Here is a 15,845-nt window from a genome sequence, read left to right on the forward strand (position 1 = left end):
GCCTCGTCATAAAGCCGGTGCGCGCAGATTGACCCCCTCGTCAACCATCCCTCTAGAGGAAGTTGCGGGTAGCGGGGATGCTTTAATGGTCGATGGCGTCGCATATAGCGCGCTTGATTGGTGGGCGGAGGCGGGCGTCGATACGCTCGCTGATGATCTGCCCCACAACTGGCTGGCGCAGGCAGCGCCTGCCGCACCTGCTGTTGTCACCGAGGCAAAGCCCGCCGCACCCGCCCTTCCCGGCACGATCCAGGCTTTTCGCGCCTGGATGCTGACCGACGCATCGGTGCCGGGCGCCGTTCGCGGCCGCATCGACGCGATGGGCGATCATGCGACCGGCGCGATCATCGTCGTCGATATGCCGGAAGCCGAGGACCGCACGTCCGGTACGCTCCTGTCTGGCGAGGTCGGCGCCTTGTTCAATCGGATGCTGGCCGCGATCAAGCTCAGCCGGGCCGATATCTATCTGCTCCCCTTCTCGCCCGCCCGTTCGACCACGGGCCGCGTCGGCGACGCGGATCTCGCCGCCCTCTCGCCGTTGCTGCTTCATCATCTGGCGCTTGCCCAGCCCAAGCGGCTGCTGCTGCTGGGCGATGCGCCGGTGCAGGCGGTGCTGCGCATGCCGGCCGCCAAGGCGCGCGAAATTGTGCACCAGGTGGAGATTGGCGGCCGCCAGATTCCCACCGTCGCGTCGATTCACCCCCGGCTGGTCCATCTCAAGCGCGATTACCGGCCGCTGGTATGGGACGATCTTCAACGGTTTGCGGCTTTATGATCCATAAACTCGCCCTCTCCGCTCTGGCGCTGGCGCTTGCCGCACCGGCAGCGGCGGATGTGCCGGCGATGCTTTCGGCGCCCGTCCAGGCGGACACTCTGCGCCAGCTGAACGATGCCGATCGCCTGGCTTATCGCCAATATTTTCAACTCCTGCGCGACCGTAATTTCGCCGCCGCCGGGACATTGCTGGACGCGCAGCCGAGCGGCCCGCTGACGGCGGTCGCGCGTGCCGACTTGTTCATTGCCAATCCTTCCGGTCGCGATCCGGCGGCCGTATTGGCCCTGCTGGGAGCAGCCCCCGAATTGCCGCAGGCGCCCGTGCTGGCAAGAGCGGCAGGAGCGCAGGTCGCCCTTCCCGTTCAGCGTGCGCTGATCCGCCCGGCGGGCCCAAGCAAGCGCGCGCCAACGCGGCCCAGCCGGGATTGCGCCGCGTTGGCGGCACGGGTCCAACCTCTGCTCAGGGCAGGCGACCCGGTCTCTGCCGAACCGATCGTCGAGGCGGCCGCCGCGACGCTCACACCGGAGGCGGTGACCGAGTGGCGCCAGAAAGTCGCCTGGGCCTATTTCCAGAGCGGGGATGCCGCCTCCGCCCGTCGTATTGCCGCTTTGGCGCAGGCCGGCGCCGGCGACTGGGCAGTGGACGCAGCCTGGGTGAACGGCCTCGCCTCGTGGCGCACCGGCGATTATCCGGCGGCAGCCGACGCCTTCCAGCGGGTGGCGTCGAACGCCAGCGACGACGAGACCCGTGCCGCCGGCCTGTTCTGGTCGGCGCGCAGCAGCAAAGCTGCCGGCGACGCAGCCACGGCCGAGCTGCGGCTAAGGTCCGCCAGCCGCCTCAGCGAGAGCTTTTACGGCATGCTCGCCAATGCCTCCCTCGGCCTTCCGCTATCGCCCGCTGGGCTCGCGGAGGCCGGCGATACCAACCGCTTGCTCGGCCATTCCAATTTGCGGGCCGCGGCGGCCCTGGTCGAGATTGGCGAAACCGCGCTGGCCGATCAGTTGATCCGTTATCAGGCGCGGATCGGCGCGCCGGCCGAACATGCCGCGCTGATCGCGTTCGCCGCCAAGTTGCGCCTGCCTGCGACGCAGATCTGGCTCACGCAGAATGCGCCGACCGGCACGCGCACCAGCTTCGCAGCGCGCTTCCCGATGCCGGCCTGGTCGCCCGCGCAGGGCTGGCGCGTCGATCCGGCGCTGATCTACGCCCATGCCCTGCAGGAATCGGAATTCCGCACCGACGCCGTAAGCAGCGCCGGCGCACGCGGGCTGATGCAGCTCATGCCGGCGACGGCATCTTTGATTGCGCGCCACAAGGGCGACAGCGTCGGGTCGCTCAATGATCCGTCGGTCAGCTTCGAATATGGCCAGTCCTATCTGGAGGAGCTGGCGAGTGCCGGCGGCACGGGTGGGCTGCTGCCGAAGGTGATCGCCGCCTATAATGCCGGCCCGAACAATGTCGCGCGGTGGACGGCTGGCGGCGACGATCCCTTGCTGTTCATCGAATCGATCCCGTTCCTGCAGACGCGCGCCTATGTCGCGATCGTGCTGCGCAATTACTGGATCTATCAGCGCGAAACCGGTGCGGCGACGCCGAGCCTGACGGCAATGGCGCAGGGCCGCTGGCCCTTATTCCCGACCCGTATGGTCCAGACCGCCAGCGCCGCCGCGGCGACCCACGCGCCCAACTGATGGGAATCGACCAGCACGCTTTGTTCGTGCCGGTGCGGATCGCCATTCTCACCGTCTCCGACAGCCGCACGATCGCCGACGATCGCTCGGGCGCGTTGCTGGTGGAGCGGCTGACCAAGGCCGGCCACATCCTGGCCGATCGGGCAATCGTGGTGGACGATCGCGATGCTATCGCCGCCAGGCTCGAAGCGTGGATCGACGATCCGCAGGTGGATTGCGTGATCTCGACCGGCGGCACCGGCCTGACCGGACGCGACGTGACGCCGGAGGCGTTCGCGCGCGTGTGCGAGAAGCAGATCGAAGGCTTTGGCGAGCTATTCCGCTGGCTGAGCTACGCCAAGATCGGCACGTCGACCATCCAGTCGCGCGCGACCGCCGGCGTCGCGCGCGGCACCTATCTGTTCGCGCTGCCGGGATCGACCGGCGCAGTGCAGGACGGCTGGGACGGGATACTCGCGACCCAGTTGGACAGCCGCCACCGCCCCTGCAACTTCGTCGAGCTGATGCCGCGCCTGCGCGAGCGATAACCCGCTCTTCGCGAATGTTCTTGCTCTGTTCTCAGCAGAGCGTAAGCTTCTGCCATGGAGTCGCCGCCTCCCCTGCCCCCGCGCGCCGGACGCGGCGCGACGCTCAACGAGACGCCGCAGCGCTTCAACCTGAAGGCGCGGGCGGACGATGGCGACTGGCTCGATGCGCGGGAGGATCTGGACGGAGGCGCGGCGCCGCTGCGTACGACGGTGACGGTCGAGCGGCCGCGCACGATCATCACCCGCAACCAGTCACCCGATGTCGGTTTCGATCGATCGATCAACGGCTATCGCGGCTGCGAGCATGGCTGCATCTATTGCTTCGCCCGTCCGAGCCACGCTTTTCACGATCTTTCGCCAGGCCTCGATTTCGAGACGCGCCTGTTCGCCAAGCCGGACGCGCCCAAGCTGTTGCGTGTCGAGCTCGCCGCCAAGGGCTATGTGCCGCGCCCGATCGCCTTCGGCACCAATACCGATCCCTATCAGCCGATCGAGGGCGAGTGGCGCATCACCCGCGCGTGCCTGGAGGTGCTGGTCGAGACGCGCCACCCGTTCACCATCACCACCAAGTCAGACCGGGTAGTGCGCGACATGGATCTGATCGCGCCGATGGCGGCGAAAGGACTGGCTGCGGTGGTGATCTCGATCCCGACGATCGATCCGGCCACGGCGCGGACGCTTGAACCGCGCTGCCCGCGACCGGCCAAACGGCTGGCGGCGGTCAAGACCTTGATCGAGGCCGGCGTCCCCACCCATGTCAGCCTCGCGCCGGTGGTGCCGCAGATCACCGATCACGAGATGGAGCATATCCTGGAGGCGGCGGCCGCCGCCGGGGCGCGCGGCGCCTTTTTCCTGCCGGTGCGGCTGCCGCACGAGGTGGCGCCTTTGTTCCGCGCCTGGCTGGACGTGCATCATCCCGATCGCGCGGCGAAGGTGATGGCGACGATCCAGTCGATCCGCGGCGGCAAGGACAATGATCCCAATTTCTTTACGCGCATGCAGGGGCAAGGCCCGTGGGCGGAGCTGCTGCGCACGCGCTTCAAGATCGCGTGCAACCGGCTGGGGCTGAACAAGGAGAGATTGGCGCTGCGGACCGATTTGTTCCGGCCGCCGGAGGGCGATCAGATGCGCTTGTTTTAGGCCGTCCTCTCAAACCGTCATTGCGAGCGCAGCGAAGCAATCAGGAGGGGTCGATCCAGCCGCAGACGCCGTGGTTCCAATCGCGGGGCGCGCCTCGCCGAACGATGGATCCCGGCTTCGCCGGAATGATCGCGAGTAAGGGCCTTAGCTGACCAGCGCCAGGCGGGGTGATTCGAGCGGTTCGAGCTGGACGCTGACGATACCCGGCATGCGTTCGATGGCTTCAACCAATTCGCCGTCGAGGCGATAATCGCGGCCGATGCGCAAGCGGGTCTGGGCGGTGCCGGCGGGGACGATCAGATGCACCTCGCCACGCCCGCCCTTGGCCTCACCCAAAGATGCGGCGAGCGTCGCGAGCGCGGTTTCGTCGGCGATCTCGATCTCCATGCGCAGGCGCGCATTGGAGGACAAACCGTCGAGCGGGCGCGCGGCGCGGACGGTGACGCGCGGGGTTTCCTCGCCGGGACGTTTGTCGACCTCGACCGACAGCAAGAGGCAGGCGCCGGCGCGCGCGGCGCTCTCCATCGCGGTGGCCGCTTCCTCGTCGAAAGCGCTGGCGATGAACTGGCCCGAAGCGTCGGAACAGGTCGCCAGCAGATAGCGGTTGCCGCGCGCGGACGTCCGCCAGCGCGCTTCCTCGACCAAAGCCGCCATGCGCAAGGTCGCACGCGGCACCGGCCGGCCACGTTCGTCGCGATCGGGCTCGGACGGGGCGCCCATCTGGCCGAGCTGCTCGAACGTGCGCACGCCTTCGCTTCTTGCGACATGGCGGTAACGATCGGTCGGATGTGCCGAGAAATAAAAGCCGAACGCTTCTTTCTCCGCCGACATGCGCTCGGCCACCGACCAGCGCGCGTCCTTCGGCAGGCGGATCGGCGGCACGCCGGCATTGGCTTCCCCGCCGAACAGGCCACCCTGCCCGCTGATGCGCGCATCATGCGCGCTGGCGGCATGGGCGAGGATCGTCTCGGCGGCGGCGAACACGGCCGCGCGGTCGGATACGAAGGCGTCGAACGCTCCGGCGCCGGCCAGGCTTTCGAGCTGGCGGCGGTTCAACAGACGCGGATCGATGCGGTCGGCAAGGTCATCGAGGCTCTTGAACGGCCCGAACGCGCGCCGCTCCTCGACCAATTGCTCCATCGCCTTTTCGCCGACGCCCTTGAGCGCCCCCAGCGCATAGCGGACGGCGCCATCCTCCACGCTGAACTCGGCCTGCGACCGATTCGCGTCCGGGGGCAGCAATGTGACCGCCGAGCGCCGCATGTCATCGGCCCAGATGGCGAGCTTGTCGGTCAGGCTGAGGTCGTAGCACATCGACGCCGCGAAGAATTCGGGCTTGTGGTGTGCCTTGAGCCACGCCGTCTGATAGGCGAGCAAAGCGTAAGCGGCGGCGTGGCTCTTGTTGAAGCCATAGCCCGCAAATTTGTCGATCAAGTCGAACAGCTCGTTCGCCTTGGGCGGCGCGATATTGTTGGCAGCGCAGCCATCGATGAAGCGCTGGCGCTGCGCGTCCATTTCCGCCTGGATCTTCTTGCCCATCGCACGCCGCAGCAGATCGGCCTCGCCCAGGCTGTAGCCGGCGAGGATCTGCGCCGCCTGCATCACCTGTTCCTGATAGACGAAAATGCCGTAGGTTTCGGCGAGGATCGTCTCGAGCAGGGGATGCGGATATTCGATCTTCGCGCGCCCATTCTTGCGGTCGCCGAACATCGGAATATTGTCCATCGGGCCCGGCCGGTAGAGTGAGACGAGCGCGATAATGTCGCCGAAACTGGTCGGGCGGACAGCGGAGAGCGTGCGGCGCATGCCTTCCGATTCCAGCTGGAACACGCCGACCGTGTCGCCCTTCTGGAGCAAGGCATAGACCGCCGGATCATCAAGCTCGAGCGCGAGCAGATCGAGGGCGACGCCCTTGTCCGCCAGCATCTCGACCGCTTTCTGCAGCACTGACAGGGTCTTGAGCCCGAGAAAGTCGAACTTCACCAGGCCCGCGCTTTCGACATATTTCATGTCGAACTGCGTTACCGGGAATTCGGAGCGGGGATCGCGGTAGAGCGGGACAAGCTGGTCGAGCGGACGATCGCCGATCACGACGCCGGCCGCATGGGTCGAGCTGTGGCGCGGTAGACCCTCCAGCTTCATCGCAAGGTCGATCAGCCGCTTGACCTGCTTGTCGGCCTTATATTCGGCGTGGAATTCGGAAACGCCGTTGAGCGCACGCTCCAGCGTCCAGGGATCGGTCGGATGGTTGGGAATGAGTTTTGCCAGGCGATCGACCTGGCCGTAGCTCATCTGCAGGACACGGCCGGTATCCTTGAGCACGGCGCGCGCCTTCAGCCGGCCGAAGGTGATGATCTGCGCGACATGGTCGCTGCCATATTTCTGCTGGACGTAGCTGATCACTTCGCCGCGCCGGGTTTCGCAGAAATCGATGTCGAAGTCGGGCATCGACACGCGCTCGGGGTTGAGAAAGCGTTCGAACAGCAACCCCAATTGCAGCGGATCGAGATCGGTGATGGTCAGCGCCCAGGCGACGACCGAGCCGGCGCCCGATCCGCGGCCCGGCCCGACCGGTATGCCCTGCTCCTTGGCCCATTTGATGAAATCGGCGACGATCAGGAAATAGCCCGGAAACCCCATCTGGATGATGACGTCGAGCTCGAACGTCAGCCGCTCGCGATAGGGCGCGCGGTCGGCGGTGGCGGTTGCAAGCTTGTCGAGCCGTGCCTCCAGCCCCGCCGCCGCGTCCCGGCGCAGCAATTCCGCCTCGGCAGCGGGATCGCCGGCAAGGCTCGGCAGGATCGGCTTGCGCTCCGGCGCCGCGATCGCACAGCGTTGCGCGACCACCAACGTATTTGCGATGGCTTCGGGCAGATCGGCGAACAATTCCGCCATGACGTCGGCCGGCTTGATCCACGCCTCCGGCGAGGAGCGGGTGCGATCGTCCACCTCCAGATAGGAGGAGCTGGCGATGCACAACATGACGTCATGGGCGGCGTGGAAATCGGGCTCGGCAAAGCAGGCGGGATTGGTCGCGACCAGCGGCAGATCTCGCGCATAAGCGAGATCGATCAGCCCAGCCTCGGCCGCCTCCTCGATCGGATCGTCGCGGCGCGCCAGTTCGATATAGAGGCGGCCCGGGAACAGCGTCTCCAGCCGATCGAGATAGCGTTCGGCCTTGTCCTGCTGCCCTTCGGCGATCAGGCGGGCGAGCGCGCCCTCTGCGCTGCCGGTCAGCGCGATCAGGCCTTCGTTGCGCGCCGCCAGCGCCTCCAGCCCGACATGCGGATCCTCATGCTGCGGCCGGTCGAGATGAGCGGCGGAGACGAGCGCGCACAGATTGTCGTAGCCGGTCTGGTCCTGCGCATAGAGCGGCAGCCAGTCGATCTGCGGCGTCTTGCCCTCCGCCCCGCCCGGCCGGGCGACGCCGAGCAAGGCACCCACGATCGGCTGGACACCGGCCTTCTTGGCGGCATCGCCGAACGCCATCGTGCCATAGAGACCGTTACGATCCGTGATCGCGGCGGCCGGAAAGCCGAGCTTGCGCGCACGGGCGGCAATCGCCTTGGGATCAATCGCGCCTTCGAGCATGGTGAAGGCCGAAAAGATGCGCAGCGGCACGAAGCGGGAAGCGGCCATACCCCTATCTATGCAGCCGGTGCGACGAGGGAAAGCACCACAAGGCTTCTATCCACAGTTAAGATCGGGTTGCTAACCGACACCGGTATTGGCGCCTTCCTCGGCCTGGAAGCGCAGCCCGTCCACGAGCAGCACCACCATGCGCCGCGCTTGGGCCGCGTCGCCGTCACTTGCAGGAGCGGCAAGCCGCAACGTCGCCAGCAGCAATTCGCCGGCATCGACGCCGGGGCGAATCGCGCCGGCCGAGGCGGCGGCGTCGAGCAAATGGGCCAAGGCGGGGGTGAGCTGGCCCAATACATAGTCCGGAAGTGCCTGATAGGCCGGGTCCCCGGAATGGAGCGCAGCGCCCAGGCCTCGCTTGGTCGCGACGAAATCCACCAGACGCTGCACCCAGGACGCCAGTGCGTCTGCCGGCTTCTGTGAGGCAGCCAGCGTCGTTGCCGCCGCCACGCATGCATCGACCTCGCGCTGGATGATCGCTTTGATGAGATCCGATCGCTGCGGGAAGTGCCGATATATGGTCCCGACGCCGACGCCCGCCTCCCTGGCGATGGTCCGCATCGGCGCGTCCACGCCGGCCCCGGCGAAGACCGTCATCGCCGCGCGCAGAAGCGCGTCGACGTTGCGACGGGCGTCGGCCCGCACGGGGCGCTCGTGTCCGCTCGCAGCCTCCGGCAGGTGAATCTCGCGCGTGCCCACTCAACGCCCCTTGATAAACGGAACAATGTTCCGTATAAACGGACAGCAGTTCCGTTTCGGCTGGTAAGCCACTTTTCGGACGTGCGCCAGACTATTTCCAGGAGATTGATATGCAATACCGCCCGCTCGGCCGAACCGGCATCAAGGTCAGCCCCTACTGCCTGGGCGCGATGATGTTCGGAAAGCTCGCCAATCCCGATCACGAGGAGTGCGTCCGCATCATCCACAAGGCGCTCGATGCCGGCATCAACTTCCTCGACACGGCCGATATGTATAGCCAGGGCGAGTCAGAGGAGATCGTCGGCAAGGCGTTGAAGGGGCGGCGCGACGGGGTGGTGCTCGCCACCAAGGCTTTCCACCCGATGAGCGAGGACCCGAACGCACGCGGCACGTCACGGCGCTGGCTGACACGCGCGGTGGAGGATTCTTTGCGCCGGCTCGGGACCGACTATATCGACCTCTACCAGGTTCATCGTCCGACGCCGGACACCGACGTCGAGGAGACGTTGTCGGTGCTCACCGACCTCATGCGCGAGGGCAAGGTCCGTGCGATCGGCGCGTCGACCTATCCCGCGTCGGACATCGTGGAGGCACAATGGGTCGCAGAACGCCGCGGTCTCGCGCGCTTCCGCACCGAACAACCGCCATATTCAATCCTCAACCGGTCGATCGAGCGCGAGGTGCTTCCTACCTGCCAGCGCTATGGCATGGGCGTGATGGCGTGGAGCCCACTCGCCAAGGGCATGCTTACCGGCAAATATCGTAAAGGCGCGCCCCTGCCGGACACATTGCGCGCGCGATACATGCCCAAGGCGATGGCGGACGAAGGGAGTCTCGACAAAGTCGAGCAGCTGATCCCGCTGGCGCAGGAGGCCGGCCTTTCGCTCATACATATGGCGCTCGCCTTCGTGATCGCGCACCCCGCGCTGACCTCGGCAATTATCGGACCGCGCACGATGGAGCAGCTGGACGGTCTGCTCTCCGGAGTCGACGTCGCGTTGAGCGACGAGCTCCTCGATCGGATCGACGAGATCGTGCCGCCCGGCCGGGACATCGCGCCGCTGGAAGGCGCCGCCTATCTGCCACCATCCCTCACGCAGCCGACGCTGCGTCGGCGGCCGATCACGGAGCGGGCTGCCGCCTGAGACGTCGCTGCCGGGCTGGGCCGGACTGCCGTGAACGCACCGCCCCAACGCGGACCACTCCGTTTTTGCCACCCGGCCTCGACCCGGGGTCGCGCTTATCGGGGCGGAGCGTTTACAGTCGCGATGGAGATCTCCCGGACGAGGTCACCCAGTTGATTAGAACCAGATTTGCGGCCCCATCCAGCTGCTACCCATATCGCAGCAAGTCTTTATAAGAGGTGAGGAATGCGCGATCTCGTAAGGATCGCGGCGAAGGAGAGCGGGCACAAATATGCTGATGTCGCCCGATAGGAAGAATGGCCCTCTCCCTCCACATCGGCGCGGACCCGCCAATCGTCGCGTATTGTCCGAACTGGGGCCGCTGGTACCGTGGATGATCGGTACGATAGCGGCATGTTGGCTCTACTTCGGCCGCACTGTCCTGATCCCGCTTACGCTCGCCATATTGCTGTCTTTCCTGCTCGCGCCGATCGTTGGCGGCTTTCGCCGGTTGCGCCTGCCCCGCACCCTCTCCGTCCTGCTGGCGGTGGCGCTGGCGCTGGGAGGCATGGGCGTCACGGGCGCGGTGATCGTCAGCCAGGCGTCCACGCTCAGCGAAGACGCACCAGCCTATGCGGAGCGGATCTCCGGGAAGGTGGCGAGCGCGCGTGCGAATATCGAGCGCAGGCTCAGTTTCCTCACGCGTGAAAGCGGCAAGGGAGGAAGCGGACATCGCAAGGCGCAGCGTGCGCGCGAGCAGGGCGTGCAGCAATTATCCGGCCGGCCAGCCGGCAATGCGATCCCGGTCGAGGTCCACGATCCGCCACCCACAGCGATCGCCGAAATCCGCAACGTCGTCCTGCCTGCGCTCGCCCCCGTGGAGACTGCACTGATCGTCATGGTGGTGACGATCTTCATCCTGTTTCAAAAAGAGGATCTACGCGATCGCCTGATCCGCCTCATGGGGTCGGCCGATCTGCATCGATCCACTGTCGCGCTGACCGATGGAGCGCAACGCCTGAGCCGTTATTTCCTGTCGCAGTTCGTCGTTAATTGCGGGTTCGGCGCGATCATCTGGGGCGGATTGTTCGCGCTCGGTGTGCCATCGCCCGGCCTGTGGGGGATTTTGGCGGGGCTGCTGCGCTTCGTGCCCTATGTTGGCAGTCTCGTCGCCGCGATCGGCCCGCTTGGTTTGGCGGCGGCGATCGATCCAGGTTGGAGCCTGATCATCTGGGTCGCCTTGCTGTTCCTGATCGTGGAGCCGATCATCGGCTACGCCATCGAACCCCTGCTCTATGGCCATTCAACGGGGCTATCGCCGGTGTCGGTGGTCGTCGCGGCCTTATTCTGGACGTGGATCTGGGGACCGATCGGGCTAGTCCTGTCCATGCCGCTCACGCTCATGCTGGTCGTGCTTGGCCGTCATGTCCCGGCATTCGAATTTTTCGACATCATGCTGGGGGACAGGCCGGCGCTCTCCCCCGCAGAGACCTTTTATCAGCGCGCACTGGCCGGCCACGCGGAGGACGCGCTGGAGCAGGCGGAAGATCTGCTCGACAGCATGCCACTCGCCACCTTTTATGACGAGGTTGTGCTCGCCGGATTGCGGCTGGCAGCGGCCGATGTCGATCGGGGGGCGGTCCTGCGCTCAGCAATGCCCGCGATCTGTGAGGCCACGATCGACATGATCACCACGCTGGCCGATCATGAGGATGTGGCCGGGGACACATCCTCAGACAGCATCCCCACAAACTGGGCCGAGCTCCGTGGCCGCCGCGTAATCTGCGTGCCGGGCTCGGGCCCGCTCGATGCGGCCGTGGCGATGATGGCCGCGCAGTTGCTGCGCCGCGCCGGCTGCGAAGTGGCAGAGCAATCGCGCGATGAGTTGCGCCGCGTCGCCGGCGCGCCGGAACCCGTCGAGGCGGAGATCATCTGCCTACTCGGCCTGTTCGATGCGCGCGGATCAGCCCGAATGAAGCGGATCGCGGGTTCCATCGAAGAGCGGTTCGCGTCGGTTAAAGTCGTAATCGGGGTCCAGCGGGCGGTCGAGCGGATACCCCCGGTCGATCATCCCGAAGACGTGCTGCCCTTCTCGCTGACGGAATTGGCACCGCTGCTCCAGGCCGCGATGCTGGAACAGCCGCCGCGCCCCAACGCTTCGGTGTAGGGTTGCGGCAACCGACACATTTTCAAACGAGTTTGCGCGCCACCACCGGCGGGATTGACATAAGCGGAACCCCGGTTTGAGGCCGGGGTCCCGGACGGGTGATGGCTAGGCGAGCCCGCCCGCGTGTAAGCGCACGACGCGATCCATGCGCTGGCGAGGTCCTTGTGGACCCGACGATGCGGATACCGCCGTCGCCATTGCGCCCAATTGGCGCAGGGGCCATCACGGGAGGATGGCATGGATAGCGAAGCCGGGTTCCGCTGAGGACAAGTTCAATCGTTGGTCCGAGCGCGTCGGGCCGACGCGCATCCTGCTATGGCTATCGACGCTGTTTAGCATTGTTATCGCATGGAGCGTATTCGAGATCGTCATCCCCAAGTGGCGTATTCTCGCCATTATACCGCTGTTCTATGCGGCGGGCGCCCTAGCTACCGCCCGGTATTTCAGGAGGGTGGACAAACCAGGCTGGTTGGCACGCGCCGTGTCGATCTTTTTCCTAATGCCGATCATACTTCACATCGCCAAAAGCGTTGGCGTCACCGACATCGTCGCGTCAATCTTGCAGCGCTTCTGAGCGCTCGGCGGCTTCTTCCCCCTTGTTGGGGTGTGCCACTCTTCTTCGCTGCTGCGTCATTCGGCAGGACACCAAGAAAGCGCCCCCCGCTCGAGTTCGCGCTAGCTAGGAAGGCAGCTAATCGCCGCGTAGCGGCGGTGCAGTTCCCCGCCGCCTCAGGCGAGCACGCCCTCGTGCAAGCGCAGGACACGGTCCATGCGGGCGGCGAGCCGTTCGTTGTGGGTGGCGACGAGCGCGGCGGCGCCTTCCTCGCGTACCAGCCGCAGGAATTCGCCGAGGACGCGATCGGCGGTAGCTTCGTCGAGATTGCCGGTCGGCTCGTCGGCCAGCACCAAGGCCGGCCGGTTGGCGAGCGCGCGGGCGACGGCGACCCGCTGCTGTTCGCCCCCCGAAAGCTGCGACGGGCGGTGATCGAGCCGTTCCGCCAAGCCCAGCGCACTCAACAGGCTCTTCGCGCGCCCCCCTGCCCCATCGGGTGCGGCACCGCGGATGAGCTGGGGGAGGACCACATTCTCCTCGGCCGTAAAATCGGGAAGCAGGTGATGGAATTGATAGACGAAACCGATCGCATCGCGGCGCAGGCGGGTGCGGCCATTGTCGTCGAGCTGACTCGCCTCCTCGCCCCCAATGCGGATCGAGCCGGAGAAGCCGCCTTCGAGCAATCCAACCGCCTGCAATAGCGTCGACTTGCCCGAGCCCGAGGGGCCGAGCAGCGCAACGATCTCGCCTTGGGCGAGCGCCAGATCGACGCCGCGCAGCACTTCGATCGTGCGGTCGCCTTGCACGAAGGCACGGCTCAGCCCTGCGACGACGAGCGGATCACTCATAACGCAGGACCTGGACGGGATCGGTGCGCGCGGCACGCAGCGCCGGATAGAGGGTGAACAGGAAAGCCAGGATCAAAGTCATGATGATGACCATGGCAACCTCGAACGGATCGGTGCGTGACGGCAGCTCGGTCAAGAAGCGGATCGAAGGATCCCACAAATTCTGACCGGTGATACGCTGAACGACGTTCACCACACCTTGGCGATAGTACAGGAATATCGCCGCAAGCAGCAGCCCGAGCCCGGTGCCGAGCACGCCGATGGTGACGCCGATCGTCACGAAAATCCGGATCATCGCGCCGCGGGTCGCACCCATCGTGCGCAGGATGGCGATATCGCGCGTCTTGGCGCGCACCAGCATGATCAACGACGACAGGATATTGAAGGCGGCAACGACGATGATGATCGACAGGATGATGAACATCATCACGCGCTCGATCTCGATCGTCTCGAACAAGGACGAATTCATCTGCTTCCAGTCCTGGATCTGGCCGACCCGGTGCACCTTGGGCGCGAGCGGCGCGAGGATCCGATCGACGCGATCGGCGTCCCGTGTCTGGATGCGGATCAGCCCGACGCTGTCGCCCAGCATCAGCAGGGTCTGCGCATCCTGCATCGGCATGACGACATAGCTGTTATCATATTCGTAGACGCCGACCTCGAAGACGGCGGCGACACGGTAGGCGACGATGCGTGGCACGGTGCCGAATGGGGTAGTCTGTCCGGTCGGGCTGATCAGGCTGATCTGGCCGCCGACATTGACGCCGAGGGCCTCGGCGAGCCGCGCACCGATCGCGACATTGCCCGATCCGGGCGTCACGTCCCTGATCCGGCCGACCACGACCTTGCCGGCGATGCTCGGCCCCTGGATATCCTGCTCGGTCATACCGCGCGCGAGAACCGCCTCGACGCGGCCTGCGGTGGAACCCATCAAAGGCTGCTCGATCAGCGGCGTCGCCTGGGTGACGCCGGGCGTGGCGCGCGTTTCGGCGAGCACCTGCCGCCAATCATCGAGGCGCCCGTCATAGCCCTGAACGACGGCATGGCCATTCAAGGCGGTTATCTTGTCGAACAGCTCGGCGCGGAAGCCGTTCATCACGCTGGTGACGATCACGAGCGCGGCGACGCCGAGCGTGACGCCCAGCAGAGAAAAGCTGGCGACGACGGCGATGATGCCCTCGCCCTTGCCGGGCCATAGATAGCGCCGCGCGATGGTGCGTTCGTAGCGGGTGATCATGATTCGTAAGCCCTGCCGTCACCCTGAACTTGTTTCAGCGTCCATTGTCCCACGGGCGTAATCGTTTGTGGCTTGATGGATGCTGAAACAAGTTCAGCATGACAAAGGGCGATCACCCTTTCACTCTCGCAATCGCATCCGCGGGAGCAAGCTCCTCGCGCTCGCCGGTCGCACGTCGCTTGAGTTCGACGATGCCGTTGGCGAGGCCCTTGGGGCCGATGACGATCTGCCAGGGCAGGCCGATCAGGTCCATGGTTGCGAACTTGGCGCCGCCGCGTTCGTCGCGATCGTCATAGAGAACGTCCACGCCGGCGGCCTGCAACTGGGCATAAAGCTCGTCCGCAGCCTTGGCGCAGGCCTCGTCGTCGGCGCGCATGTTGATCAGGCCAACCGCATAAGGCGCGACCGCGTCGGGCCAGATGATGCCCTTGTCGTCATGGCCGGCTTCGATGATCGCGGCCATCAGCCGCGAGACGCCGATGCCGTAACTGCCCATTTGCGGCACGATCTCGGACCCGTCCTGGCCCTGAATCTTGAGGCCCATCGCGGCCGAATATTTGGTGCCGAAATAGAAGATATGACCGACCTCGACCCCGCGCGACTGGCGCAGCGCCTCGCCGGCTTCGGCCTCGCGCGCCGGATCGCGCTTCTCGTCGGTCGCGGCATAATCGGCGGTATAGCCACCGACGATCCCCTGCAGACCGCCGACATCGTCGAAATCAACGTTCGACAGTTCGGCCGGCTTCTCCCAGTTCGAATGATAGAAGACCTCGCTCTCGCCGGTCGGGGCGAGCACGATGAATTCGTGGCTGAGATCGCCGCCGATCGGGCCGGTATCGGCCTGCATCGGGATGGCGCGCAGCCCCATCCGCGCGAACGTGTTGAGATAGGCCACGAACATGCGGTTGTAGCTGTGGCGGGCACCCGCCTCGTCGAGATCGAAACTATAGGCGTCCTTCATCAGGAATTCGCGCCCGCGCATCACGCCGAAGCGCGGGCGAACCTCATCGCGGAACTTCCATTGGATGTGGTAAAGCGTGCGCGGCAGATCACGATAGGAACGCGCGGCATCGCGGAAGATGGCGGTGATCATCTCTTCGTTGGTGGGACCGTACAGCATGTCGCGATCGTGACGATCCCTGATCCGCAGCATCTCCGCGCCATAATCGTCATAGCGTCCCGACTGGCGCCACAGGTCCGCCGACTGTAGCGTCGGCATGAGCAGTTCGATCGCGCCGGCGCGATCCTGTTCCTCGCGCACGATCTGCTCGATCCGCTGGAGTACGCGCAGCCCCAGCGGCAGCCAAGCGTAGATGCCGGCGGCGGTCTGGCGCACCAGCCCCGCGCGCAGCATCAGCTTATGGCTGACGATCTGTGCGTCGGCGGGCGATTCCTTCATCACGGGCAGGAAATAACGGGAAAGGCGCATCGGGCTCCGCTCAGGC

The 15,845-nt window shown here is 65.8% G+C and carries 12 protein-coding genes; 7 read left to right on the top strand and 5 right to left on the bottom strand.

Going from position 1 to position 15,845, the window contains the following annotated elements:
* Window positions 1–85: 85 nt before the first annotated feature.
* From DX905_RS01630 to DX905_RS01645, 4 genes are read left to right on the top strand one after another with little or no spacing between them, the layout of a single operon-like run.
* Window positions 86–775, top strand: a complete 690-nt coding sequence (locus tag DX905_RS01630) for a uracil-DNA glycosylase family protein (RefSeq protein ID WP_162875409.1) — start codon at window positions 86–88, stop codon at window positions 773–775.
* The gene (locus DX905_RS01635) at window positions 772–2,466 is read left to right on the top strand and encodes a lytic transglycosylase domain-containing protein (RefSeq protein WP_162875410.1); all 1,695 of its coding nucleotides are present in this window, start codon (window positions 772–774) and stop codon (window positions 2,464–2,466) included. The genes DX905_RS01630 and DX905_RS01635 overlap by 4 nt, the downstream gene beginning before the upstream one ends.
* On the top strand, window positions 2,466–2,993 hold the full coding sequence (gene moaB, locus DX905_RS01640) for a molybdenum cofactor biosynthesis protein B (RefSeq protein ID WP_116089778.1): 528 nt from the start codon (window positions 2,466–2,468) through the stop codon (window positions 2,991–2,993). Before DX905_RS01635 ends, moaB begins: the two co-directional genes overlap by 1 nt.
* 54 nt (window positions 2,994–3,047) lie before the next feature.
* A complete protein-coding gene (locus DX905_RS01645; protein ID WP_116089779.1) occupies window positions 3,048–4,133 on the top strand; it encodes a PA0069 family radical SAM protein in 1,086 nt (361 codons plus the stop codon).
* Window positions 4,134–4,277: 144 nt separating this feature from the next.
* Here the strand turns inward: DX905_RS01645 and dnaE are convergent, their stop codons facing one another.
* The gene (gene dnaE, locus DX905_RS01650) at window positions 4,278–7,772 is read right to left on the bottom strand and encodes a DNA polymerase III subunit alpha (protein WP_116089780.1); all 3,495 of its coding nucleotides are present in this window, start codon (window positions 7,770–7,772) and stop codon (window positions 4,278–4,280) included.
* 72 nt (window positions 7,773–7,844) lie between these two features.
* Window positions 7,845–8,471, bottom strand: coding sequence for a TetR/AcrR family transcriptional regulator (locus DX905_RS01655; RefSeq protein ID WP_240320678.1), 627 nt, complete (start codon window positions 8,469–8,471; stop codon window positions 7,845–7,847).
* 110 nt (window positions 8,472–8,581) lie between these two features.
* Between DX905_RS01655 and DX905_RS01660 the strand changes: the two genes are divergently transcribed.
* The 3 genes from DX905_RS01660 to DX905_RS01670 all read left to right on the top strand — a co-directional run bounded on the left by DX905_RS01660 (window position 8,582) and on the right by DX905_RS01670 (window position 12,336).
* Window positions 8,582–9,616 (top strand): aldo/keto reductase, encoded by a 1,035-nt coding sequence (locus DX905_RS01660; protein WP_116089781.1) that lies wholly within the window; start codon window positions 8,582–8,584, stop codon window positions 9,614–9,616.
* Window positions 9,617–9,989: 373 nt separating this feature from the next.
* Window positions 9,990–11,762 (top strand): AI-2E family transporter, encoded by a 1,773-nt coding sequence (locus tag DX905_RS01665; RefSeq protein ID WP_162875411.1) that lies wholly within the window; start codon window positions 9,990–9,992, stop codon window positions 11,760–11,762.
* Window positions 11,763–11,994: 232 nt separating this feature from the next.
* Complete coding sequence (locus DX905_RS01670; RefSeq protein ID WP_116089783.1) at window positions 11,995–12,336, top strand: hypothetical protein; 342 nt, start codon at window positions 11,995–11,997, stop codon at window positions 12,334–12,336.
* A 155-nt stretch (window positions 12,337–12,491) separates the two neighbouring features.
* Here the strand turns inward: DX905_RS01670 and DX905_RS01675 are convergent, their stop codons facing one another.
* The 3 genes from DX905_RS01675 to proS form a co-directional block, all read right to left on the bottom strand.
* Window positions 12,492–13,163, bottom strand: coding sequence for an ABC transporter ATP-binding protein (locus DX905_RS01675; RefSeq protein WP_116089784.1), 672 nt, complete (start codon window positions 13,161–13,163; stop codon window positions 12,492–12,494).
* On the bottom strand, window positions 13,156–14,403 hold the full coding sequence (locus tag DX905_RS01680) for a lipoprotein-releasing ABC transporter permease subunit (RefSeq protein ID WP_116089785.1): 1,248 nt from the start codon (window positions 14,401–14,403) through the stop codon (window positions 13,156–13,158). Before DX905_RS01680 ends, DX905_RS01675 begins: the two co-directional genes overlap by 8 nt.
* A gap of 109 nt (window positions 14,404–14,512) precedes the next feature.
* Window positions 14,513–15,829 carry a proline--tRNA ligase gene (gene proS, locus DX905_RS01685; protein WP_116089786.1) on the bottom strand — a complete coding sequence of 439 codons (1,317 nt, stop codon included), beginning with the start codon at window positions 15,827–15,829 and terminating at the stop codon, window positions 14,513–14,515.
* Window positions 15,830–15,845: the final 16 nt, after the last annotated feature.

It is taken from the genome of Sphingomonas crusticola (genome assembly GCF_003391115.1).
GTDB lineage: Bacteria > Pseudomonadota > Alphaproteobacteria > Sphingomonadales > Sphingomonadaceae > Sphingomonas_I > Sphingomonas_I crusticola.

What these genes read in the sequence shown, in the direction of transcription:
- DX905_RS01630 (WP_162875409.1), top strand. Translation starts at nt 86, where the DNA reads ATGGTCGATGGCGTCGCATATAGCGCGCTTGATTGGTGGGCGGAGGCG.
- DX905_RS01635 (WP_162875410.1), top strand. Translation starts at nt 772, where the DNA reads ATGATCCATAAACTCGCCCTCTCCGCTCTGGCGCTGGCGCTTGCCGCA.
- moaB (WP_116089778.1), top strand. Translation starts at nt 2,466, where the DNA reads ATGGGAATCGACCAGCACGCTTTGTTCGTGCCGGTGCGGATCGCCATT.
- DX905_RS01645 (WP_116089779.1), top strand. Translation starts at nt 3,048, where the DNA reads ATGGAGTCGCCGCCTCCCCTGCCCCCGCGCGCCGGACGCGGCGCGACG.
- dnaE (WP_116089780.1), bottom strand. Translation starts at nt 7,772, where the DNA reads ATGGCCGCTTCCCGCTTCGTGCCGCTGCGCATCTTTTCGGCCTTCACC.
- DX905_RS01660 (WP_116089781.1), top strand. Translation starts at nt 8,582, where the DNA reads ATGCAATACCGCCCGCTCGGCCGAACCGGCATCAAGGTCAGCCCCTAC.
- DX905_RS01665 (WP_162875411.1), top strand. Translation starts at nt 9,990, where the DNA reads ATGATCGGTACGATAGCGGCATGTTGGCTCTACTTCGGCCGCACTGTC.
- DX905_RS01670 (WP_116089783.1), top strand. Translation starts at nt 11,995, where the DNA reads ATGGCATGGATAGCGAAGCCGGGTTCCGCTGAGGACAAGTTCAATCGT.
- DX905_RS01675 (WP_116089784.1), bottom strand. Translation starts at nt 13,163, where the DNA reads ATGAGTGATCCGCTCGTCGTCGCAGGGCTGAGCCGTGCCTTCGTGCAA.
- proS (WP_116089786.1), bottom strand. Translation starts at nt 15,829, where the DNA reads ATGCGCCTTTCCCGTTATTTCCTGCCCGTGATGAAGGAATCGCCCGCC.